This is a genomic window from Aeromonas sp. FDAARGOS 1418, from assembly GCF_019048585.1.
GTDB lineage: Bacteria > Pseudomonadota > Gammaproteobacteria > Enterobacterales > Aeromonadaceae > Aeromonas > Aeromonas caviae.
In genome coordinates, this window is sequence record NZ_CP077387.1 from 1,033,352 (window position 1) to 1,053,826 (window position 20,475).

The window sequence follows — 20,475 nt, forward strand, 5'->3', positions numbered from 1 at the left end:
GGCAGGCCTTTTCACTGACGGGGCGCCCTGGCGGTCAGATGATGCGCTTGAGCAGGAGGTGAGCCTTGACCCTGTGGATCCGGGCCAGCAGCTTGCGCACCTGATCCGGGTAATCCTTGATCTGCTCTATCTGGTCGAAGTGACTGATGCGGCGGGTGTGGGCCAGGATGTTCTCCCGCTCCGCACTGAACTGCTCGCGCAGGTGATGGTGCTGGTCGTGTACCAGCAGGCCGTTCTCCAGATCCAGCGCCCAGGCTCGGGGATTGAGGTTGTTGCCGGTGAGCAGGGCCCACTCCTCATCCACGAAGATCCCCTTGAGGTGATAGGAGTTCTTCTCGCAGCACCAGAGCATGAGGTTGAGCCGGCCGTTGTCGATGTGGTGCTGGTTGCGCTCGGCAAACTTGCGCAGGTTGGTCTCGTAGAGATAGGGCAGACCGCCGATGGTGGAGAACTTCTCCTCCGGGGGGATGAAGAAGTCGTTGGCGGTCTTGTCGCCCACGACGATGGTCACCTTGCAGCCGCGTTTGAGCAGTGCCTCCACGTCCTTGTTCAACTCCTTGGGGGGGTTGAAGTAGGGGGTGCAGATGAAGATCTCCCGCTCGGTGGCCCGCACCAGGTTGCGGATCATCCGGTTGAGCTGGTTGCCCCGCTTGCCCAGACCCACCATGGGGGTCACGGCGATCTCCCGATCGTTGGGCTGGATGCTCTCGAAGCGGTACTGGCAGAGGCGCAGGCGCTGCTTGAAGCGGCGGATCGGTCCCTTGAGCTGCTTGGCGCCGGGGATGCCGGTGCGATCCAGTCGCTGGACGGCCTCGCTGCCGAGGAAGACGTCATCCACGTAGTTGACCATGCTGCGGGTCAGTGCCGGGCTGTGGATCTGGTGATAGCGATCGAAGCGGTAGCGCTCCTGCTGGTGCAGGTAGATGTCGTTGAGGCTGGCGCCGGAGTAAAGCAGGGTGTCGTCGAAGATGAAGCCCTTGAGGTGCAGCACCCCGAGCAGCTCGCGGCCCTTGACCGGCACGCCGTAGATCTCGATCTGGTGTTGGTGGCTGGCGGCCATGGCCTGGTACATCAGGTGGTTGCCCCCCTGCTTGCCCTTGCCGATCAGGCCGCGCTGGGCGCGGTGGAAGTCGACGAACACCTTGATGTCGAGAGAGGGATTGCGCTGCTTGGCGGCATAGAGGGCGGAGAGGATCTCCCGTCCCGCCTCGTCATCCTGCAGATAGAGCGCGATCAGATAGATGCGCTGGGTCGCATGGGCGATGAGCGACAGGATCCGGCTCTTGAAGTCTTTGGCGCTGCTGAGTATCTGGAACTGATCCGCGGCGACCGCGATCTGGGGTAAGCGGGTCAGCAACTGTCGATAATGTGCCGATGAATGCATAGAGAAGCCTGAAATCACGGGATGAAGCGTTCCACTCGGGGCGAAGAATAGGCAATTCTAGCAATCTGTGGCGATGGGCCCAAGCAAGAATCCGTAAAAAGTCGGTGCAATATCACATCGGGGCCGACGGATGCGGCCCCGATGTGTTTCCGTCAGAGGATGGCGCTGGCCGTGGCCACGATGAGGAAGGCGATGGTGCCGAGCAGGGTCTCCATCACGGTCCAGGTCTTGAGGGTGGTCTTCTCGTCCATGTTGAGGAAGCGGCTGACCAGCCAGAAGCCGGAGTCATTGAAGTGGGAGAGCACGGTGGCGCCCCCGGCGATGGCGATGACGATGAAGGTCAGGTCCAGCTCGCTCAGGCCGGTGGTGGCGGCCACGGTCGGCGCCATCAGGGCGGCGGTGGTGGTCAGGGCCACGGTGGCGGAACCCTGGGCCACCCGCAGCGCGGCGGACACCAGGAAGGCTGCGAGGATCACCGGCATGCCGGTATCGGAGAGCACGTCGGCCAGCGCGGTGCCGATGCCGCTCGCCCGCAATACGCCGCCGAACATGCCGCCGGCACCGGTGACCAGGATGACGGCGCAGACCGGGGCCAGGGCGTCGTTGCAGAACTTCTCGAGCTGCACCTTGCCCTGGCTCTGGCGGAACATCCAGAGGGCGTACAGCACGGTGATGAGCAGGGCGACCGGGGTCTTGCCGACCATGCGCAGCACGTTGACCCAGTCCGCACCCTTGTCGATGACGCCCATGACGCCCAGGGTATTGAGGCCGGTATCCATGAAGATGAGCACCAGCGGCAGCAGCAGAATGGAGATCACCTGGCCGAAGCTCGGCGCCTTGTCGGAGATCTGCTCGGCACTGGCGGTGAAGCTCGGGGGCAGGGGCAGCTCAAACTTCTTGCCGGACCAGAGCCCGAACAGGTAGGCACCCAGATACCAGGTGGGCAGCGCGACCAGCAGGCCCACGACGGTGAGCAGACCGATGTTGGCACCCAGCAGCTCGCTGGCGGCCACCGGACCCGGGTGGGGCGGCAGGAAGGCGTGCATCACCGCGAAGGCACCGGCGGAGGGCAGGGCATACTTGAGGACGGAGCCGCCGAACTGCTTCGCCACGCTGAAGATGATGGGCAGCATGACGATGAGGCCGGCGTCAAAGAAGATCGGGAAGCCGAACAGCAGGGAGGCCACACCCAGCGCGAAGGGGGCGCGGTGGGAGCCGAAGCGGTTGATCAGGGTATCGGCCAGTACCTTGGCGCCCCCCGTCATCTCCAGGATCCTGCCTATCATGGCGCCGAGGCCGACCAGCAGCGCGACCGAGGCCAGGGTGCCGCCGAAACCGGTCAGCATGGTGGGGATCACCTGGTCATAGGTGACCCCGGTGGCCAGGGCCGTCAGCATGCTGACCAGGGTCAATGCCACGAAGGCATGTACCTTGAATCGCATGATCAGCACCAGCAACATGACAATGGCTCCGCCCGCTACCGAGAGCAGATAGGTGACATCGGGTGTGTTCATTGCTCCGTCCATAAAGTTGTCCTCAAATGGTTCTAGTTGTTGTTCTGCACATTTCTGTGCTGCACTTCACATTGCGAAACGTTACCGGTAACATGTTACCGGTAACGTGGTAGCTTAGAACCCATCAGGCGAACGTTTTTTGAAAAGTGAGAGAGAGGTCAAATAATGGCGGGCAAGTGCATTATCGTGATGGGTGTGTGTGGCAGCGGCAAGTCCAGCATCGGCCTCAAGGTGGCCAATGCCCTGGGGGCCAAGTTCATCGACGGCGATGATCTGCACCCTCGCGCGAACATCCAGAAGATGGCGGCGGGCAACCCGCTCAACGATGAAGACAGAGCCCCCTGGCTGGAGCGGATCCGCGATGCGGCCTACAGCCTGGAGCGCAAGAACGAGCTCGGCGTCATCGTCTGCTCGGCCCTCAAGAAGCAGTACCGCGACCAGATCCGCGAGGGCAACGACTCGGTGAGTTTCCTGTTTCTGGATGGCAGCCAGTCCCTCATTCTCGAACGGATGCGGGCACGGCAGGGCCACTTCATGCGCGAAGCCATGGTACAAAGCCAGTTTGATACCCTGGAGCGACCGGATGGCGAGCCCGGCGTGTTTCGCATCGATATCGACGGGACCTTCGAACAGGTGGTCGACCGTGCCGTCACCGCGCTGACGCAGGCGCAATGAGCCATGTCGCGCGGTCGGCTGCAGCCGACCGCGCCCGTATATAGAGTTGGAGAGAAAGCTATGACCCATCCCGTGATCACCCAGGTGACCAACCGCATCCGCGAGCGCAGCACCGCCCGCCGTGCCCGCTTCCTGGCCCGCATCCAGCGCCAGGCCGATCAGGGCAAGACCCGCGCCTCCCTCTCCTGTGGCAACCTGGCCCACGCCGTGGCCGCCTCGAGCTGTGACGAGAAGGGGCGGATCCTCGACATGACCCGCGCCAACGTGGCCATCGTCACCGCCTACAACGACATGCTGAGTGCCCATCAGCCCTATCAGGGCTACCCGGACATCATCAAGGGCGCCCTGGCCGCGCTCGGCCACAGCGCCCAGGTCGCCGGCGGCGTGCCCGCCATGTGCGACGGCGTGACCCAGGGTCAGCCGGGGATGGACATGTCCCTCTTCTCCCGGGACCTCATCGCCCAGGCCACCGCGGTCTCCCTCTCCCACAACACCTTCGACGCCACCCTGCTGCTCGGCATCTGCGACAAGATTGCCCCGGGCCAGATCATGGGGGCGCTTTCCCACGCCCACCTGCCCACCGCCTTCGTGCCTGCCGGTCCCATGGCGAGCGGCATCAGCAACGACGAGAAGGTGAAGGTGCGCCAGCAGTACGCTGCCGGTGAAGTGGGCCGCGACGCCCTGCTCAAGATGGAGTGCGGCGCTTACCACGCGGCGGGCACCTGCACCTTCTACGGCACCGCCAACACCAACCAGCTGGTGTTCGAAGCCATGGGCCTGATGCTGCCGGGCTCCGCCTTCGTGCATCCCCACAGCGAGCTGCGCCACGCCCTCACCGAGGAAGCGGCCCGCCGCATCAGCGCCATGATCCCGGGCTCCCCGGCCTATCGCCCCCTGAGTGCGGTGATCGACGAGCGCGCTCTGGTCAACGGCCTGGTGGCCCTGCTCGCCTCCGGCGGCAGCACCAACCACAGCATCCACATGGTGGCGCTGGCCCGCGCCGCCGGGCTGGAGCTGACCTGGGACGACCTGAGCGATCTCTCCGACGTGGTGCCGCTCCTGGTGCGCATGTACCCGAACGGCCCGGCGGACGTCAACGCCTTCGAGCAGGCGGGGGGCGTGCCCGGCCTGATGCGTCGTCTGGCCGAAGAGGGGCTGATCCACATGGATGCCACCCCGGTCTTCGGCGAGATGCAGGACTACCTCAGCCGTCCGGCACTGGTGGATGGCAAGCTGGTGTGGCAACCGGTGGGCGAGAGCGGGGATCCGAGCGTGCTCTCCCCCTCTGGCAGCGAGTTCCAGGCCACCGGCGGCACCAAGCTGCTGGCGGGCAACCTGGGCCGCGCCGTGGTCAAGGTTTCCGCCGTCGCGCCCGAGTATCGGGTCATCGAGGCCCCGGCCCGGGTCTTCTCCTCCCAGCATGCGGTGGAGGCGGCCTACAAAGCCGGTGAGTTGAACCAGGACGCCGTCATCGTGGTGCGCCACAACGGCCCGGCCGCCAACGGCATGCCGGAGCTGCACAAGCTGATGCCGGTACTTGGCAACCTGCAGAAGGCGGGTCACAAGGTGGCTCTGGTCACCGACGGCCGCCTCTCCGGCGCCTCCGGCAAGATCCCGGCCGCCATCCACGTCACCCCGGAAGCCCTGCACGGCGGGGCCATCGGCCTGCTCGCCAATGGCGACCTGCTGCGGGTGGATGCCGAGTCAGGCCGACTCGACTGCCTGACCGATTTGAGTGGCCGTACCCAGGCCGAGATCGACCTCACCCTGGAACAAGAGGGGTGGGGCCGTGAACTGTTCAGCGTGATGCGTCGCGCGGTATCGAGCGCCGAGTGCGGCGCCACCATCTTTGACTAAGGAAGAGCTATGCAGAACTGGAAAGTGACCCCTGCCGAGGTGTTTGCCGCCTCCCCCCTGGTACCCGTGATGGTCATCAACGACCTGGAGCAGGCCCTGCCGATGGCCAAGGCGCTGCTCGACGGCGGCATCTCGGTGTTCGAGATCACCCTGCGCACCCCGGTGGCGCTGGACGCCATCGCCCTCATCGCCAAGGCGATGCCGGATGCCATGGTCGGTGCCGGTACCGTGCTCAACTGCGCGCAGTTTGATGCCGCCGTCGCTGCCGGTGCCCGCTTCGTCATCTCCCCGGGCATGACCCCGGCCCTGCTGGCCCACGCGGCCAAGAGCACGGCGCCGCTGATCCCGGGCGTGGCCACCCCGTCCGAGGTGATGCAGGCGCTGGAAGCAGGCTACGACCACCTCAAATTCTTCCCGGCCGAGGCGAACGGCGGCACCAAGGCACTCTCCGCCATCGCGGCGCCTCTGCCCCAGGTGAAGTTCTGCCCCACCGGCGGCATCGGACCGAAAAACGTGGCCGACTACCTGGCACTGAAATGTGTGGCCACCGTCGGCGGCTCCTGGATGCTGCCGGCAGACGCCGTCAAGAGCGGCAACTGGGAGGAGGTTACCCGCCTCTCCCGGGAAGCGGTTGAATTGGTTAAACGTTAAGCAAATATCGTTTAGAAAAATTAAACAGGCCACCCCCGGGTGGCCTGCTGTTTTTCCGCCCCCGGAGGGGGTGGGCCGTTTGCTTCCGGCCTCGCCCTGGCTTAAGGTCGGGGGCCGCCCCTCTCCCCTGGAGCCTTCATGTCCTGTCTGCATCCATCCTACCCGCAAGGGCACTTCACCGCGCTGCACTGCCACCCCCATGCCCAATACTGCTATCTGCACGACGGGGGCGGCATCATCACGGGGCGAGGGGAGGGAGAACTGCTGGTGGCGGGCCAGATCTGCTTTATTCCGGCGGGGTGGGAGCACGAGTTTCGCGTGCTGCGCCGCTCCCGACTCTCCCTCCTCTATGTGCCGACGTCGGCCCGTACCGCCTTCGGCCCCTTGCAGGCCAGCCCACTGCTGGCGGGCCTCTTCGCCCGCCTGTCCGAGCTGGCCGAGGAGGAGGTGAAAGGGGCCTATCTGACGGTGCTTGGCCAGGAGCTGGAGCGCGCCGACCCGCTCGCGGCGCGCATTCCCCTCGCCGGGGCGCTGGACCCGCGCCTGCTGCGGGTGCTGGACAGGGTGTGCCAGGCACCCGCCATCCATCTGACGCTGACGGCGCTGGCGGCAGATTGCGGCGCCTCGGTGCGCACCCTCAACCGGCTCTTCCTCCAGCAGCTGGGGTGCAGCTTTCGCCAGTGGCGGGAGCAGGTGGTGCTGGGACGGGCGCGCCAGTTGCAGCACCGGGGGCTCACGCTGGCCCAGATCGCCGATCGGCTCGGCTACGAAGATCCCGGCGCCTTGTCCCGCGCCCTCCAGCGCCTTGCCCGGCGCGAACAGGCGGCCTGAGGGCGCGTCGTCTGCCTTCCTGCCCGCCATGGCGGTGTCTGCGGGTTGCCGGCAGTCAGCGCCGCGAGCCGATATCCGCATCCTCCTTGCTGCCTGCCAGCAGACAGGTCACCTCGTCGGTGTGGCAGATCCGATCGCCGCGAAAGGTGAAGAGGCCGCTCACCTTGCAGACCAGGGTGCCGCCGTCCTGGCGGGTGGCCCGTACCACATGGGTCGAGTGCACCCGCTCCCCCTGCGCCAGGGTGGCGACAAACTCGATGCTCGCCCCGGCCAGATGGCGGCGCAGTGTGGCGATGTGCTGGTGAAACGCCGGGTAGTCGAGCCGCTCGCCGTTCACCTCCTGGCCGTAGTCGGGGGTGAACCAGGCGTCGAGCTCCGCCAGAGGGAAGGCGGGATCGCAGATGACGCGCTGCAGGCAGGCTTTCAATCGTTCGGTGTGGTGCATGGTCTGCTCCTGACAGGGTGGATGGAGGAGCCAGCATAGGCCAGGGGGCGGCGAGGGGAGAGGGGAGAAGGCGCCATCATGGCGGTCGAACGCGCCATGATGGCCGGGGATCAGCCGAGGCTTTCCCCCTCATAGAGGGAGAAGCCGATGTCCTTGCACCTGGTCGCCAGCGGCTGGCCGCCGAGGCGGGCCAGCAGCATGATGGCGGCTTCGCGACCTATGGTCTCGCGGGGGGTGACGATGCTGGCGAGCTTGGGGGTCATGGCGTGGCCGATGTCGAGGGCGTTGCTGCCGGCGATGGCCACCTGCTGGGGCACCGGGATCCACCTGGCCTGGCATTGCAGCAGGGCCCCCACTGCCAGGTCGTCGTTGGTGCAGAACAGGCCGTCGAGATCGGGGAAGCGCGCCATGGCCTGGGCCAGCAGCTCTCCCCCCAGGGTGAAGCTGGAGGATTGCTCCGTCAGCAGGTGCTGGCCGGTCAGACCGAAATCGGCCATCGCCTGGTAGTAGCCTTCCATTCGCAGCTGGGTGCGCACGTCGAGCCGGGCGCCGAGGTAGATCACCTTGCGCCGTCCCCGGCGCAGCATCTCTGTTACCATGGCCCGGGCGGCGGCCCGGTGATCCATGCCCACCACCATGTCGATGGGGGAGAGGGGCAGATCCATGGTCTCCACCACCGGGATGCCGGCGGTGGCGATCATCTTGCGGGTGCGCTCGGTGTGCTGGGTGTCCGAGAGGATGAGCCCGTCCACGTTGTAGGAGAGGAGGGAGGCGACCTGCTCCTCCTCCCGCTCCGGGCTGTAGCCGTAGTGGGCGAGCAGGGTCTGGTAGCCGGCGGGCCGGGTCACCGCCTCGATGCCGTGGATCACCGCCGAGAAGACCTGGTTGGAGAGGGAGGGGATCAGGATGCCGATCGCCTTGCTGGTGGCGTTCGACAGCATGTCCGGCGCCCGGTTCGGGATGTAGCCGAGCTCCTCCACCGCGGCGGCGATGCGTTCGCGGGTCCCTTCGGCCACGGCGGACGGGTCGCGCAGGTAGCGGCTGACGGTCATCTTGGTGACACCGGTCAGGTCGGCAATGTCCTGCAGGGTAGGGCGGCGCTTGCGGGTGTCGTTCATCTGGGGATCCGGCAAAAAATGTTACACGTAACATTACCGTTTTTGCACGGCAATGTCAGCATATGACGCCATCAACAGGGGGCAGGGGATGATCAAGGGCAGGTGTTTCGAGGGGGTCCACTTCGAGCAGCAGGAGGTGGAGGGGGAGCAGTTCCAGGGGTGCCGCTTCATCGGCTGTCACTTCTCCTGGCTCGATCTCGGGGAGAGCCGCTTCGTCGACTGCAGCTTCTATGACAGGGAACGGGAGCTGGGATGCCTGTTTCAGGGCTGCGATCTGAGGGAGGTGAGCTTCCTGCGCTGCGATCTCACCCTGTCGGACTTCGGCCGCAGCCAGTGTCTTGGGCTGGAGATGCGCGACTGCCAGGCCATGGGGATCAACTTCGCCCATGCCAGCTTCGCCAACCGGATCACCGCCAAAAGCTACTTCTGCGAAGCCCACCTCACCGGCAACAACTTCAGCTACGCCAACTTCGAAAGCTGCCTGCTGGAGCGGTGCGAGCTTGCCGGCAACCGCTGGCAGGGGGCCAACCTGCTGGGCGCCTCCCTGGCGGGCTCGGATCTCAGCGGCTCCGAGTTCGGGCAAATCGACTGGACCAGCTTCAACCTGCAAGGCTGCGATCTGCGCCAGTGCGATCTGCCCGGCCTGGATCTGCGCCGGGTCAACCTCGCCGGGGTGCAGATCACTGAAGATCAGCAGCAGGGGCTGCTGGAGCAGATCGGGCTGGTGGTCTTCCCCTGAGCGGGGTGGAAAAGAGGTAAGTTTTCATCATCGGGGCGGGCGGTGTGGTGCCTCCCCTGCCAAGCAAAAAGCCTGCGCGATGCAGACTTTTTGTCGGGTGAAGTGGTAAACGACGCGGTGTTGCTGTCTTTTGCTCCCTGCTCCCCTCGCGGGAGAAGGGCTGGGGATGAGGTAGCGGACTCCGCTCGGGCACCGCCAAGGCGGGCTTAGCGTCTGGCCAGCCACTTGGTCGGGTTGATGGCCTCGCCCTGATAGCGGATCTCGAAGTAGAGGCCGGAGCGCTCCTGTCCGCCGCTGTCGCCGACCAGGGCCACGGGCTCACCCTGCTCCACCTTTTGTCCCACCTGGCGCAGCAGCGACTGGTTGTGGCCGTAGAGGCTCATGTAGCCCTTGCCGTGGTCGATGACCAGCAGCATGCCGAAGCCGTCGAGCCAGTCGGCGTAGACCACCTGGCCCGGTGCCACCGCCTTGACCTGGGTCCCTTCGCTGGCGCCGATCAGGGTGCCCTTCCACTTCAGCTCGGCGGTACGTGGCGAGCCGTAGGAGATGAGGATGGGGCCCTGCACGGGCCAGCGCAGGTTGCCACCCGTGCTCAGACCGCCGTAGCCGTTGCTGCTCGCCTTGGCGCTGTTGCGGGCGGCCGCTTGCTGCTGCGCCACCTTGGCCTGCTGCTCGGCGACGCGTTGCTGCTGGGCCGCCAGCCGCTGCTGTTCACCGACCTGGCGCTGCTGGGCGGCGATCCGCTGCTGTTCCTCGATGCGTTTCTGTTCGGCTGCCAGGCGCTGGGCCTCCAGACGGCGCTGGCGCTCCTGCTCGGCCTTGATCTTGGCGAGGCGCTCCCGCTCGGCCCGTTCGCGGCGTTCCTTTTCTTCCTGCTGACGACGCAGCTCTTCCAGCCGCGCCTTGAGCGCCTTCTCCGCCTTGACCAGCTTGTCGAGCTTCTGCTCGTCGGCCTGCACCGATTGCTGCAACTGGTTGCGCACCTTGGCACGGCTCTGCTGGCTGGCCAGCAGGCTCTGGTGATGCTCCTGCTGCTCGCCGAGCAGGGTCTGGAGGCGGTTCTCGGTCTCCCTGGTGGCCTGCTGGTTCTTGGCCAGCTTGTCACGGGTGGCGCGCAGGGCTTCAATGGCCTCGATACGGGCCTTGTTGAGGTAGTCGAAATAGTCGAGGGCGCGGCTCAGCTTGGCCGGATCCTGCTGGTTGAGCAGCAGTTTGAGGTAATCGTGGTTGCCCGCCTGGAAGGCGCTTTCCGCCTGCTTGGCCAGCAACTGTTTCTGATGTTTTGCTTGTTGCTCCAGTGCCAGCTTGTCCTGCTGCAGGGACGCCAGCTTCTGCTGGTTCTGCCGGAGTTGCTGTCTGGTCTGCTCGAGTTTGGCGGCGGCAGCCGAAATGGCCTGCTCGTCAGCCTTGAGCTGGGTGTTGAGCTTGGCAAGCTCCTGCTTGCTGAGCTTGAGGGTCTGTTGCTGTTCCTTGATCTGGGACTGCATGGCCCCCAACTGCTGGTTCGCAGCCTGGGCTGTGCCGGTACCGCCGATCAGGCAAAAAAACAGCGCGCCGGCCAACAGGCCGACGCGACTGGTTTTCTGTGAAATAATTTCGCATCCCCGCATGGGGCAGGATTATTTCAGAATCATCAGGGGCTTGCCAGTCATTTCCGGCGGCACCGGCAGACCCATCAGGGTCAGCATGGTGGGGGCCAGATCGGACAGTTTGCCACCTTCGGCGACCTCGGCTTTACGACCGAAGTAGATGAGGGGAACCGGCAGATTGGTGTGGGCGGTGTGGGCCTGACCAGTCTCTTCGTCCATCATCTTCTCGGCGTTGCCATGGTCGGCGGTGATGAGGCACTCGCCGCCCACTTCCGCCAGGGCGTCGGTGACGCGACCGATACAGTGGTCGACCGCTTCACAGGCTTTGACGGCTGCATCGAACACGCCGGTGTGGCCGACCATGTCGCCGTTCGGGTAGTTGCAGATGATGACGTCGTACTTGCCGCTCTTGATGGCCGCAACCAGCTTGTCGGTCAGCTCTTCGGAGCTCATCTCCGGCTGCAGGTCATAGGTAGCCACTTTCGGGCTCGCTACGATTTCGCGATCTTCGCCAGTGAAGCAGGCCTCTTCGCCACCGTTGAAGAAGAAGGTGACGTGGGCGTACTTCTCGGTCTCGGAGATGCGCAGCTGGGTCTTGCCCTGCTTGGCCAGCCACTCACCCAGGGTATTGACCAGGGCGGTGGGCGGATAGGCGCAGGCGGTTTTGATGTCGGCCGCGTATTCGGTCAGCATCACGAAGTGCAGGGCCGGGGTGGCGGTGCGGGCGAAGCCGGTGAAGTCGGTATCGACGAAGGCGCGGGTGATTTCGCGGGCGCGGTCGGCGCGGAAGTTCATGAAGATCAGCGCATCGCCGTCGATCATCGGTACAGCGTCGCCGATGCGGGTGGCTTTGACGAACTCGTCGTTCTCGTCGCGGGCATAGGCGGCGGCCAGCGCGTCGGTGGCGTTGTCAGCGGTGAATTCGCCCTTGCCCTGGGTCATCAGGTCATAGGCCTGCTGCACGCGATCCCAGCGGTTGTCGCGGTCCATGGCGTAGTAACGACCGATCATGGAGGCGAAACGGCCCTTGCCCAGTCGGGCAAACAGGGCGTCGAACAGCTCGATGGAGGACTGGGCACTGCGCGGCGGGACGTCGCGGCCATCCAGGAAGGCGTGGAAGTAGATCTGCTCGGCGCCACGCTTGGCGGCCATCTCGATCATGCCCATGATGTGCTCTTCGTGGCTGTGTACGCCACCCGGGGACATCAGACCCATGATGTGCACGGCCTTGCCCTTGGTCACGGCAGCGTCGACAGCCTTGGCCAGCTCGACGTTCTGGAAGAAGTCGCCGTCCTGGATGTCCTTGGAGATGCGGGTCAGCTCCTGATAGACGACGCGACCGGCACCGATATTGGTGTGGCCCACTTCGGAGTTGCCCATCTGGCCGTCCGGCAGACCCACGTCCAGGCCGGAGCCGGAGATCAGGGTGCTGGTGTAGTCACGGGCCAGGCGATCCAGGTTGGGGGTCTTGGCGGCAGCAACGGCGTTGTACTCTTGCTTGGTGCTGTAGCCCCAACCGTCCATGATGACCAGAACCAGCGGTTTCTTAGCTGTTGACATAAGGCTATGTCCTCTCGGATAGGAATGAATTGCGGGAAGTGAAACTAGCGTAATATTACTACATCTGCCGAAATAGTCACCTGATAGCCAAGTCCCTCTCCAGCCTCGCTTTTTAACTGTTATCCCGCTGTTTTAGGCATGTTGCCGGCTTGTCTGCCGCGGCGGGTTTTCCTCTGTTTCCCCCCTCTTTTCGGCATGGAGCATCCTCTCGTTCGGCCCGGTTGGAGGAGGAAGAATCGGCAGCCATCCCTGATGGGAGCTTGCTCTCGCTTTGCCGCCAAGATGGCTGATCTTATGCAGGGCCCCATGTATACTCGGGCCCTTGTCTTGGTCCCTGGATAGTAGAAGATGCAAGAGTATTTGGATTTCGCGGCCCGCAATCCGCTGCTGACCGCAGCCTGGTTGGGCCTGGCAGGCACCCTGGTGTACACCACTGTGCGTGCTCGTTTTTCTCCGGTGAAGGCGGTCAACAACCACGCCGCTACCCTGCTTATCAACCGTGAAAATGCCACCGTCGTGGACATTCGCAGTCAGGATGAATTTGCCAAGGGCCATCTGGCCGGGGCCCATCACCTGCCGCTCGCCCAGATCCAGGCGAATAATCTGGGTCCGGTTGAAAAGCACAAGGATGCCCCCATCATAGTGGTGTGCGAGTCGGGGATGACCGCTGGTGGCGCGGGTCGCCAACTGAGCAAGGCCGGTTTCAAGCAGGTGTATGTGCTCAGCGGTGGCATGGCCCAATGGCGTGCAGACAATCTGCCGGTGACCAAAAAACGCTGATTTAAGGGCCTGCGCCCACTCATTATCTTAAAAGGAATCAAACGAAATGGCTGACGAAATCAACAACCAGGAAGTGCAACCGGAATTCCACATCCAGCGTGTCTACACCAAGGATGTCTCCTTCGAAGCCCCGAATACCCCGCACATCTTCCAGAAAGAGTGGCAGCCGGACGTCAAGCTGGACATGGACACCAAGACCAATGTCCTGGCCGACAGCGTCTATGAAGTGGTGCTGACCCTGACTGTCACCTGCAAGCTGGAAACCGAGACCGCCTTCCTGTGCGAAGTGCAGCAAGCCGGCATCTTCACCATCGGCAACCTGCCTGAGCCGCAACTGGCCCACTGCCTGGCGGCCTTCTGCCCGAACATCCTGTTCCCGTATGCCCGCGAAGCGGTGTCCAACCTGGTGAGCAAGGGTTCCTTCCCGCAACTGAACCTGGCTCCGGTCAACTTCGACGCCCTGTTCGCCCAGCACATGGCGCAGGTTCAGGCCCAGCAGGCGACTGCGGAAGCCTGATAATGGCCGACCAGATCGCAATCTCGGTCCTGGGGGCGGGGTCTTATGGCTCCGCCCTTGCCATTTCTCTGGCGCGCAACGGTCATCCGACCCTGCTGTGGGGTCACGACCCTGCCCATGTCGCCGAGCTGGAACAGGATCGCTGCAACAAGGCATTCTTGCCGGATGTCCCCTTCCCGGCCGATCTGCAACTGACGTCGGATCTGCAGACGGCGGTGCAAGCCGCTCCCGTGCTGCTGCTGGTGGTGCCGAGTCATGTGTTCGGCCAGGTACTGGCCCGGGTCAAACCCTTCCTGCGCCCGGATACCCGGATCGCCTGGGCCACCAAGGGGCTGGAGCCGGACAGCGGCCGTCTGCTGCAAGAGGTGGCGCGGGAGGTGCTGGGGGATGCCATTCCACTGGCGGTCATCTCGGGCCCGACTTTCGCCCGCGAGCTGGCTGCCGGTCTGCCGACCGCCATCTCGGTGGCCTCCACCCACGACGACTTTGCCGACGATCTCTCCCACCTGCTGCACTGCGGCCGCTCGTTCCGGGTCTATACCAATCCGGACTTCATCGGTCTGCAGCTGGGCGGGGCGGTCAAGAACGTCATCGCCATCGGTGCCGGTCTCTCTGACGGACTCGGCTTTGGCGCCAACGCCAGAACCGCGCTCATCACTCGGGGTCTGGTGGAGATGCAGCGCCTCGGCGCCGCCCTCGGGGCCGATGCCAAGACCTTCATGGGGATGGCGGGGCTCGGGGATCTGGTGTTGACCTGTACCGACAACCAGTCGCGCAACCGCCGTTTCGGTCTGGCGCTGGGAGCGGGCAAGTCGGTTGACACCGCCATGGCCGAGATAGGCCAGGTGGTGGAAGGCTATCGCAACACCAAGGAGGTGCATCTGCTGGCGGCCCGTTGCGGCGTCGAGATGCCCATCTGCGAACAGATCTTCAAAGTGCTGTACGAAGGCAAGAATCCGAAAGAGGCGGCCATCGCCCTGCTGTCGCGAGACAAGAAGGACGAGTGATCCGCCCGCTGCAGAATGCAAAAGGCCCCGCCAGCTGGCGGGGCCTTTTCTTTGCCGCATGTCTTTGCGACAGCGGCAGCAAATCAGTAGTAGGAGTGATCGCCGCGCTGGTGCTCGGTGGCATCCTTGACGCCGTTGAGTTCGCCCGGGAATTTCTCCAGCAACTGCTTCTCGATCCCCTCTTTCAGGGTGTAGTCGACCATGGAGCAACCGTTGCAACCGCCGCCGAACTGCAGGATGGCCAGTTTGTCGTCGGTCAGCTCGACCAGGGTGACCTTGCCGCCGTGACCGGCCAGCATGGGGTTCACCTCGGACATCAACACGTATTCGATACGGTCGATCAGCGGGGCGTCGTCGGCCACTTTGCGCATCTTGGCGTTGGGGGCTTTCAGGGTGAGCTGGGAGCCCATCTGATCGGTGACGAAGTCGATGGTGGCATCCACCAGAAAGGGGGCGCTCAGGGGATCGACCAGGCAGTCGAAGCCGCTGAAGGGCAGGTGCTGATCTTCCGGATCGACCGCGTCGGGTGGGCAATAGGATACGCCGCACTCGGCATTCTGGGTTCCCGGATTGACCACAAACACCCGGATGTTGGTGCCATCAGGCTGCTTCTCCAGCAACTTGCGGAAGTGGGCCTGGGCGGTGTCGGAAATGCTGATCATCACTATCCTCATAAACCTGAGTGTACGACTAGGGTATTCATGATAACTCGCTTGGCGGGGCTTGGGTAGCGTGCCGATGGCGAGCCTGTGAGCCCGGGCGTATCGGAATCATGCCGTCAGCGGCCTCCCGGGCCGGATCCCTGCCCGGTTATTTCAGGTGTCGGAGGGTACGGCAGATGGCCCACACCTCTACCGTGGTGACGCCGTGCTCATGAAGCAACCGGGTGAGCTGACCTGCGGTGGCGCCCGTGGTGACCACATCATCGAGCAGTGCCACATGCCGGTAGTGGTGAGGTGCCATTTCGAAGGCGCCACGCAGATTGCGTCGCCGCTGGCCGGCACTGAGCCGGGTCTGTTGCGGGGTCGACCTTGTCCGGCACAGTACGCGGGTGTCGCAAGGAATGCCGGTGAGTGCGCTCAGGGCATGGCCGATTTCTTCTGCCTGGTTGAAGCCGCGCCACCACTGGCGCCACCAGTGCAGGGGAACCGGAATGATGACCTGCGGCGGGTTGGCGAGATCCAGATGGTCTGCCAGCAGGCGGGCAAGCAGCGGCGCGAGCAGGATCTGACCGGAATACTTCAGCCGGGGGATGAGTTGGGCATAAGGTGCCTGATAATCGCCGATCACCTGCAAACGCTCCCAGGGGGCGGGTCTGCGCTGGCAGCGTCCGCACAGCAGTTCGCTCTCGCGATGTTGCTCCGGCAGCGGTGCTGCACACATCAGGCATCGTCTGTCGTGCTGGCGCTGGGCGTGGCGGCACCAGGAGCACAACAAGGGCGTCTCGTCACAGGGTTGGCGACAGAGCAGGCACAGACCGAGCCAGTCGGACTGGGTGCCAAGGATCGGACTTGCTTTGGCGAGCAGCCGCTTTAACATGCAGGCTCCAAGCAGATAAACAGGGATCTTGAGTCTAGATGAGCGTATCGGTTGAGCGGTTTGGCCAGGGCCCGGACCTGGTGTTGTTGCATGGCTGGGGCATGAACGGGGCCGTCTGGCACGGTATTGCCCAAGAACTGGCTGCCCACTATCGGCTGCATCTGGTGGACCTGCCCGGCTTTGGCAACAGCCCCCTGCAAGCAGGGACAGACTACACCCTGCCCTGGCTGGCAGAGCAGGTGGCGGCCATATTGCCTGAAAAATGCCATCTGCTCGGCTGGTCCCTCGGTGGTCTGGTGGCGAGCCAGTTGGCGCTGACCATGCCTGGGCGCCTTCACTCTCTCATTACCGTAGCCAGCTCTCCCTGCTTCATGGCCCGCGACGAGTGGCCCGGGATTGCCCCCAAGGTGCTGGCGGGGTTCAACCAGATGCTGGCCGGCGACTTCATGCAGACCATAGAGCGCTTCCTCGCGATCCAGGCCATGGGCAGCGAGCACGCCAGAAACGACATTCGCCAGTTGCGTCACTGGCTGGCGGAGCGACCCGCTCCCCGGCTTGCGGCCCTGGAGGCGGGTCTGGGCCTGCTGGCCGAGGTCGATCTGCGGGATGAACTGATCGGCCTGGATCTGCCCTGGCTGCGTCTTTACGGCAGGCTGGATACCCTGGTGCCGAAGGCGGCGATCCCCTTGCTGGATGCGCGCTACCCTGCCAGCCACAGTCTGGTGCTGGAGAAGGCATCCCATGCTCCCTTCATCTCCCATCCAGAGCAGTTCATCACCCTCCTGCGGCGGTTCATTGACTGAGATTTGAGCGGCAGGCTTCAATAACTCGTCAGGTTGGTGGATAATTAGCCAACCCTACAGAGGAGTGTGCCAATGCGTATCGAATCAGCCATGACGGCGGGCGTGCAGGGGTTCCAACGGGCCGAGCAGTTGGCCGGCCAGGCGTCCAGCCAGATCGCCCGTCTCAATACGCCAGCGGGTGATCAGGTGCAGTTGCCGGATGAACTGGTGAATCTCAAGGTGGCCGAGCTGCATGCCGGGGCATCCGCCAAGGTGATCCAGACGGCCAGCGACATGCTGGGCACCCTGATCGATATCCGGGTGTGACATGAACATCAACGTCAGTCTGCCGACCATCATTCCGAATCAACTGCAGCCGCAGACGGAATCGGCACAGACTGACAACCGCCGCGCCGAACTGGTGCCCCCCAGCCGCCAGAGTGAGGCGTCCAACGCCGAGTCCGGCGTCGGTTCCCAGAAAGAGAGAGCCCGGGCCGCCCAGGCCAATCCCGCCGCCCCATCCTCGTCCACGAAAGAGAACGGCCAGACCGGCCCCGTGATGGTGGCGCACCGTTTTGTCGAGGCAACGGGGGAGGAGGGGGAGCGTCGACAACGTCAGGAGGGTGAGCAGCAGGAGCAGCAAAAGCAGCAGCGTCAGGTGGCTGCGCTGGTCGAACGGGATCTCGAAGTTCGCAAGCACGAGCAGGCTCACCAGGCAGCCGGCGGCGAGCATGCGGGGAGCCCTACCTACCAGTTTTCCCGTGGGCCGGATGGCAAGCGTTATGCCACCGGGGGGGAGGTGGTCATCGACATGGGGACCATTCCCGGGGATCCCGCCGCGACCATCGCCAAGATGCAGCAGGTGCGTGCCGCTGCACTGGCTCCCGATGAACCATCGTCACAAGACATGAGTGTGGCCCGTGCCGCCTCTGGCAAGGAGGCACAGGCCCGCAAGGATCTGATGACCCTCAGGCAGGAAACCACAGGCCCGCTCGGTGCTTATATGGACAATCGAAACCAGGTGATTGCCAGGCACTATCAGCAAGCGGTGAGGCCGGCCTCCCCGCATAGCCTGAGTCAGGACGTTTGATCCCGCTCCGTGCAGGCATGAAAAAGCCCCTTTCGGGGCTTTTTTGCATTCTGGGGGCTTATTTCTTCAGTTTCGACAGGGCGGCCGCGAAGGCGTTGCCCATGGCTCCCTCGGTCGGAGCGCTCTGACGGGGCGCCTGTTTCGGTCGGGCGTTGCCGGTGTGACGCGGCTCGGTCGGTTTGCGGGCAGGTTGGCCGGCTTTTTCATCCAGACGCATGGTCAGACTGATGCGTTTGCGTGGTACGTCGACTTCCAGCACCTTGACCCGGACGATGTCACCGGCCTTGACCACCTCGCGGGGATCCTTGACGAAGCGATCGGTGAGGGAAGAAATGTGCACCAGCCCGTCCTGATGGACGCCGATGTCGACGAAGGCGCCGAAATTGGTGACGTTGGTGACCACACCCTCCAGCACCATCTCGGGCACCAGATCGCTGATTTTCTCCACCCCTTCCTTGAAGGTGGCGGTCTTGAACTCGGGACGCGGGTCGCGGCCGGGCTTGTCCAGCTCGCCAATGATGTCGGTGACGGTAGGCACCCCGAACTGCTCGTCGGTGTAGTCGGTGGGCTTGAGGGTGCGCAGCAGGCTGCTGTTGCCGAGCAGGCTGCCCACAGTCTGCTCCAGCTTGGCGAGGATCCGCTCCACCACCGGGTAGGATTCCGGGTGCACCGCCGAGCCGTCCAGCGGGTTGCTGCCGCCCCGAATGCGCAGGAAGCCGGCGCATTGCTCGAATGCCTTGGGCCCGAGTCGGCTTACTTTCAGCAGCTGCTGACGATGCTGGAAGGCGCCGTTCTCATCCCGGTAGGCGACGATGTTCTGGGCCAGGGTCTGGGAGAGGCCGGAAACCCGGTTGAGCAGGGCGACCGAGGCGGTATTCACATCCACCCCCACCGCGTTCACGCAATCCTCGACCACCGCGTCGAGGCGGCGGGCCAGCTGGCTCTGGCCGACGTCGTGCTGGTACTGGCCCACACCGATGCTCTTGGGGTCGATCTTGACCAGTTCGGCCAGCGGATCCTGCAGCCGGCGAGCGATGGAGACGGCGCCACGAATGGAGACGTCGAGATCCGGGAATTCTTGGGAGGCGAGCTCGGAGGCGGAGTAGACCGATGCCCCCGCTTCACTCACCACAATCTTCTGCGCCTTGGCGGCCGGGTAGCGCTCGAACAGATCGCTCACCAGGCGGTCGGTTTCCCGGGATGCGGTGCCGTTGCCGATGCTGATGAGCTCGACCTTGTGCTTCTGGCACAGCTCGCTCAGGGTCTTGAGACTCTGGTCAACCTGGCGTTTGGGTTCGAACGGATAGATGGTCGCGTGATCGACCAGCTTGCCGGTGGCATCCACCACCGCCACCTTGACCCCGGTGCGGATGCCGGGATCCAGCCCCATGGTGCAGCGCATGCCGGCCGGTGCCGCCATCAGCAGATCCTTGAGGTTCATGGCGAACACCTTGATCGCCTCGTCTTCTGCCGATTCGCGGATGCGGCCGATCAGCTCGGTTTCCATCTGCAAGGACAGCTTGATCTTCCAGGTCCAGCTCACCACCCCCTGCAGCCACTTGTCGGCCGGGCGGTGTTGCAGATTGAGTCTGAGGTGATGGGCGATGATCCCTTCGCAGGGGCTGGTACCCTCATCCTCGCCGGTGACCAGCGCCAGGTTGAGGATCCCCTCGTTGCGGCCGCGCAACATGGCCAGCACCCGGTGGGAGGGGGCCTTGTGCAGGGGTTCGTCGTGTTCGAAGTAGTCCTTGAACTTGGCCCCTTCCTGCTCCTTGCCGGCCACCACGCGGGCACGCAGGGTGGCGTTCTGCCACAGGTAGTCCCGCAACTTCTCAAGGAGATCGGCCTGCTCGGCGAAACGCTCCATCAGGATGTAGCGGGCACCGTCGAGGGCGGCCTTGCCGTCGGTGATCCCCTGCTCGGCATTGAGGAAGCGAACCGCCTCCTGTTCGGGATCCTTCATGGGGTCACCCAGCAGCAAATCCGCCAGTGGCTCCAGCCCCGCCTCGATGGCCATCTGCCCCTTGGTGCGCCGCTTGGGCTTGTAGGGTAGGTAGAGGTCTTCCAGCCGGGTCTTGCTGTCGGCGTCGTTCAGCTCGCGGGCCAGCTCGGGGGTCAGTTTGCCCTGCTCTTCGATGGAGCGCAGGATCACCTGGCGGCGATCCGCCAGTTCACGCAGGTAGCCGAGGCGGCTCTCCAGGGTACGCAGCTGGCTGTCGTCCAGACCGCCGGTCACCTCTTTGCGGTAACGGGCGATGAAGGGAACGGTCGCGCCTTCGTCCAGCAGGCGAACAGCTGCCTGCACCTGTTCCGGGCGGGCATTCAGCTCACCGGCGATCTGATGTTCTATTACGTGGCTTTGCATGGAGGGTCTCTTGGTCGGGTCCTGTCTAACTG

The 20,475-nt window shown here is 64.3% G+C and carries 20 protein-coding genes; 11 read left to right on the plus strand and 9 right to left on the minus strand.

What is annotated here, in order from left to right:
- Positions 1-34 precede the first annotated feature (34 nt).
- Together pssA and I6L48_RS04925 are read right to left on the minus strand one after the other, a co-directional pair.
- Positions 35-1,384, minus strand: coding sequence for a CDP-diacylglycerol--serine O-phosphatidyltransferase (pssA, locus tag I6L48_RS04920; RefSeq protein ID WP_041212167.1), 1,350 nt, complete (start codon positions 1,382-1,384; stop codon positions 35-37).
- A 152-nt stretch (positions 1,385-1,536) separates the two neighbouring features.
- Positions 1,537-2,898 carry a GntP family permease gene (locus I6L48_RS04925; RefSeq protein ID WP_225159645.1) on the minus strand — a complete coding sequence of 454 codons (1,362 nt, stop codon included), beginning with the start codon at positions 2,896-2,898 and terminating at the stop codon, positions 1,537-1,539.
- 165 nt (positions 2,899-3,063) lie between these two features.
- Here I6L48_RS04925 and I6L48_RS04930 point away from each other — a divergent pair, with 165 nt between their 5' ends.
- The 4 genes from I6L48_RS04930 to I6L48_RS04945 all read left to right on the plus strand — a co-directional run bounded on the left by I6L48_RS04930 (position 3,064) and on the right by I6L48_RS04945 (position 6,912).
- The gene (locus tag I6L48_RS04930; protein WP_039039504.1) at positions 3,064-3,573 is read left to right on the plus strand and encodes a gluconokinase; all 510 of its coding nucleotides are present in this window, start codon (positions 3,064-3,066) and stop codon (positions 3,571-3,573) included.
- Between the two features lie 60 nt (positions 3,574-3,633).
- On the plus strand, positions 3,634-5,430 hold the full coding sequence (gene edd, locus I6L48_RS04935) for a phosphogluconate dehydratase (RefSeq protein ID WP_113069443.1): 1,797 nt from the start codon (positions 3,634-3,636) through the stop codon (positions 5,428-5,430).
- Positions 5,431-5,439: 9 nt separating this feature from the next.
- Entirely contained in the window at positions 5,440-6,081 is a 642-nt protein-coding gene (locus I6L48_RS04940) for a bifunctional 4-hydroxy-2-oxoglutarate aldolase/2-dehydro-3-deoxy-phosphogluconate aldolase (RefSeq protein WP_039039502.1), read from the plus strand.
- A 138-nt stretch (positions 6,082-6,219) separates the two neighbouring features.
- Positions 6,220-6,912: an AraC family transcriptional regulator gene (locus I6L48_RS04945; RefSeq protein WP_113069445.1), complete on the plus strand. Its 693-nt coding sequence runs from the start codon at positions 6,220-6,222 to the stop codon at positions 6,910-6,912.
- Between the two features lie 55 nt (positions 6,913-6,967).
- On the opposite strand, the gene I6L48_RS04950 is transcribed toward I6L48_RS04945, so the two are convergent.
- A complete protein-coding gene (locus I6L48_RS04950) occupies positions 6,968-7,357 on the minus strand; it encodes a nuclear transport factor 2 family protein (RefSeq protein WP_180898699.1) in 390 nt (129 codons plus the stop codon).
- 110 nt (positions 7,358-7,467) lie between these two features.
- Complete coding sequence (locus tag I6L48_RS04955) at positions 7,468-8,475, minus strand: substrate-binding domain-containing protein (protein WP_039039499.1); 1,008 nt, start codon at positions 8,473-8,475, stop codon at positions 7,468-7,470.
- A gap of 88 nt (positions 8,476-8,563) precedes the next feature.
- Between I6L48_RS04955 and I6L48_RS04960 the strand changes: the two genes are divergently transcribed.
- Positions 8,564-9,214 carry a Qnr family pentapeptide repeat protein gene (locus I6L48_RS04960; RefSeq protein ID WP_113069447.1) on the plus strand — a complete coding sequence of 217 codons (651 nt, stop codon included), beginning with the start codon at positions 8,564-8,566 and terminating at the stop codon, positions 9,212-9,214.
- Between the two features lie 206 nt (positions 9,215-9,420).
- Here I6L48_RS04960 and I6L48_RS04965 read toward each other — a convergent pair whose 3' ends face one another.
- Together I6L48_RS04965 and gpmM are read right to left on the minus strand one after the other, a co-directional pair.
- Entirely contained in the window at positions 9,421-10,824 is a 1,404-nt protein-coding gene (locus tag I6L48_RS04965) for a peptidoglycan DD-metalloendopeptidase family protein (protein WP_039039497.1), read from the minus strand.
- A gap of 9 nt (positions 10,825-10,833) precedes the next feature.
- Positions 10,834-12,363 carry a 2,3-bisphosphoglycerate-independent phosphoglycerate mutase gene (gene gpmM, locus I6L48_RS04970; RefSeq protein WP_052816405.1) on the minus strand — a complete coding sequence of 510 codons (1,530 nt, stop codon included), beginning with the start codon at positions 12,361-12,363 and terminating at the stop codon, positions 10,834-10,836.
- A gap of 348 nt (positions 12,364-12,711) precedes the next feature.
- On the opposite strand from gpmM, the gene I6L48_RS04975 reads away from it, so the two are divergent.
- Genes I6L48_RS04975 through gpsA form a run of 3 tightly spaced genes read left to right on the plus strand, consistent with a single transcriptional unit; the run spans position 12,712 to position 14,667 of the window.
- Positions 12,712-13,143: a rhodanese-like domain-containing protein gene (locus I6L48_RS04975; protein ID WP_010672546.1), complete on the plus strand. Its 432-nt coding sequence runs from the start codon at positions 12,712-12,714 to the stop codon at positions 13,141-13,143.
- Positions 13,144-13,189: 46 nt separating this feature from the next.
- Entirely contained in the window at positions 13,190-13,660 is a 471-nt protein-coding gene (gene secB / locus I6L48_RS04980; RefSeq protein ID WP_010672547.1) for a protein-export chaperone SecB, read from the plus strand.
- 2 nt (positions 13,661-13,662) lie between these two features.
- Positions 13,663-14,667 (plus strand): NAD(P)H-dependent glycerol-3-phosphate dehydrogenase, encoded by a 1,005-nt coding sequence (gene gpsA / locus I6L48_RS04985; RefSeq protein ID WP_041212174.1) that lies wholly within the window; start codon positions 13,663-13,665, stop codon positions 14,665-14,667.
- A gap of 83 nt (positions 14,668-14,750) precedes the next feature.
- Here gpsA and nfuA read toward each other — a convergent pair whose 3' ends face one another.
- Together nfuA and I6L48_RS04995 are read right to left on the minus strand one after the other, a co-directional pair.
- Complete coding sequence (nfuA, locus tag I6L48_RS04990; protein ID WP_010672549.1) at positions 14,751-15,329, minus strand: Fe-S biogenesis protein NfuA; 579 nt, start codon at positions 15,327-15,329, stop codon at positions 14,751-14,753.
- A gap of 148 nt (positions 15,330-15,477) precedes the next feature.
- Positions 15,478-16,206, minus strand: a complete 729-nt coding sequence (locus I6L48_RS04995; protein ID WP_113069449.1) for a ComF family protein — start codon at positions 16,204-16,206, stop codon at positions 15,478-15,480.
- A 38-nt stretch (positions 16,207-16,244) separates the two neighbouring features.
- Here I6L48_RS04995 and bioH point away from each other — a divergent pair, with 38 nt between their 5' ends.
- The 3 genes from bioH to I6L48_RS05010 all read left to right on the plus strand — a co-directional run bounded on the left by bioH (position 16,245) and on the right by I6L48_RS05010 (position 18,078).
- Positions 16,245-17,009: a pimeloyl-ACP methyl ester esterase BioH gene (gene bioH, locus I6L48_RS05000; RefSeq protein ID WP_113069451.1), complete on the plus strand. Its 765-nt coding sequence runs from the start codon at positions 16,245-16,247 to the stop codon at positions 17,007-17,009.
- A gap of 72 nt (positions 17,010-17,081) precedes the next feature.
- Positions 17,082-17,315 (plus strand): hypothetical protein, encoded by a 234-nt coding sequence (locus I6L48_RS05005; protein WP_010672552.1) that lies wholly within the window; start codon positions 17,082-17,084, stop codon positions 17,313-17,315.
- 1 nt (position 17,316) lies between these two features.
- The gene (locus I6L48_RS05010) at positions 17,317-18,078 is read left to right on the plus strand and encodes a putative metalloprotease CJM1_0395 family protein (RefSeq protein ID WP_103259342.1); all 762 of its coding nucleotides are present in this window, start codon (positions 17,317-17,319) and stop codon (positions 18,076-18,078) included.
- A gap of 58 nt (positions 18,079-18,136) precedes the next feature.
- On the opposite strand, the gene I6L48_RS05015 is transcribed toward I6L48_RS05010, so the two are convergent.
- Positions 18,137-20,443: a Tex family protein gene (locus I6L48_RS05015; protein WP_113069453.1), complete on the minus strand. Its 2,307-nt coding sequence runs from the start codon at positions 20,441-20,443 to the stop codon at positions 18,137-18,139.
- Positions 20,444-20,475: the final 32 nt, after the last annotated feature.

Coding starts and splice junctions, on each gene's coding strand:
- gpsA (WP_041212174.1), top strand. CDS start 13,663: ATGGCCGACCAGATCGCAATCTCGGTCCTGGGGGCGGGGTCTTATGGC.
- I6L48_RS04930 (WP_039039504.1), top strand. CDS start 3,064: ATGGCGGGCAAGTGCATTATCGTGATGGGTGTGTGTGGCAGCGGCAAG.
- I6L48_RS04945 (WP_113069445.1), top strand. CDS start 6,220: ATGTCCTGTCTGCATCCATCCTACCCGCAAGGGCACTTCACCGCGCTG.
- bioH (WP_113069451.1), top strand. CDS start 16,245: ATGAGCGTATCGGTTGAGCGGTTTGGCCAGGGCCCGGACCTGGTGTTG.
- I6L48_RS04960 (WP_113069447.1), top strand. CDS start 8,564: ATGATCAAGGGCAGGTGTTTCGAGGGGGTCCACTTCGAGCAGCAGGAG.
- I6L48_RS04995 (WP_113069449.1), bottom strand. CDS start 16,206: ATGTTAAAGCGGCTGCTCGCCAAAGCAAGTCCGATCCTTGGCACCCAG.
- secB (WP_010672547.1), top strand. CDS start 13,190: ATGGCTGACGAAATCAACAACCAGGAAGTGCAACCGGAATTCCACATC.
- I6L48_RS04965 (WP_039039497.1), bottom strand. CDS start 10,824: ATGCGGGGATGCGAAATTATTTCACAGAAAACCAGTCGCGTCGGCCTG.
- gpmM (WP_052816405.1), bottom strand. CDS start 12,363: ATGTCAACAGCTAAGAAACCGCTGGTTCTGGTCATCATGGACGGTTGG.
- I6L48_RS04940 (WP_039039502.1), top strand. CDS start 5,440: ATGCAGAACTGGAAAGTGACCCCTGCCGAGGTGTTTGCCGCCTCCCCC.
- I6L48_RS04950 (WP_180898699.1), bottom strand. CDS start 7,357: ATGCACCACACCGAACGATTGAAAGCCTGCCTGCAGCGCGTCATCTGC.
- I6L48_RS05010 (WP_103259342.1), top strand. CDS start 17,317: ATGAACATCAACGTCAGTCTGCCGACCATCATTCCGAATCAACTGCAG.
- nfuA (WP_010672549.1), bottom strand. CDS start 15,329: ATGATCAGCATTTCCGACACCGCCCAGGCCCACTTCCGCAAGTTGCTG.
- edd (WP_113069443.1), top strand. CDS start 3,634: ATGACCCATCCCGTGATCACCCAGGTGACCAACCGCATCCGCGAGCGC.
- I6L48_RS04955 (WP_039039499.1), bottom strand. CDS start 8,475: ATGAACGACACCCGCAAGCGCCGCCCTACCCTGCAGGACATTGCCGAC.
- I6L48_RS05015 (WP_113069453.1), bottom strand. CDS start 20,443: ATGCAAAGCCACGTAATAGAACATCAGATCGCCGGTGAGCTGAATGCC.
- I6L48_RS04975 (WP_010672546.1), top strand. CDS start 12,712: ATGCAAGAGTATTTGGATTTCGCGGCCCGCAATCCGCTGCTGACCGCA.
- I6L48_RS05005 (WP_010672552.1), top strand. CDS start 17,082: ATGCGTATCGAATCAGCCATGACGGCGGGCGTGCAGGGGTTCCAACGG.
- I6L48_RS04925 (WP_225159645.1), bottom strand. CDS start 2,898: ATGAACACACCCGATGTCACCTATCTGCTCTCGGTAGCGGGCGGAGCC.
- pssA (WP_041212167.1), bottom strand. CDS start 1,384: ATGCATTCATCGGCACATTATCGACAGTTGCTGACCCGCTTACCCCAG.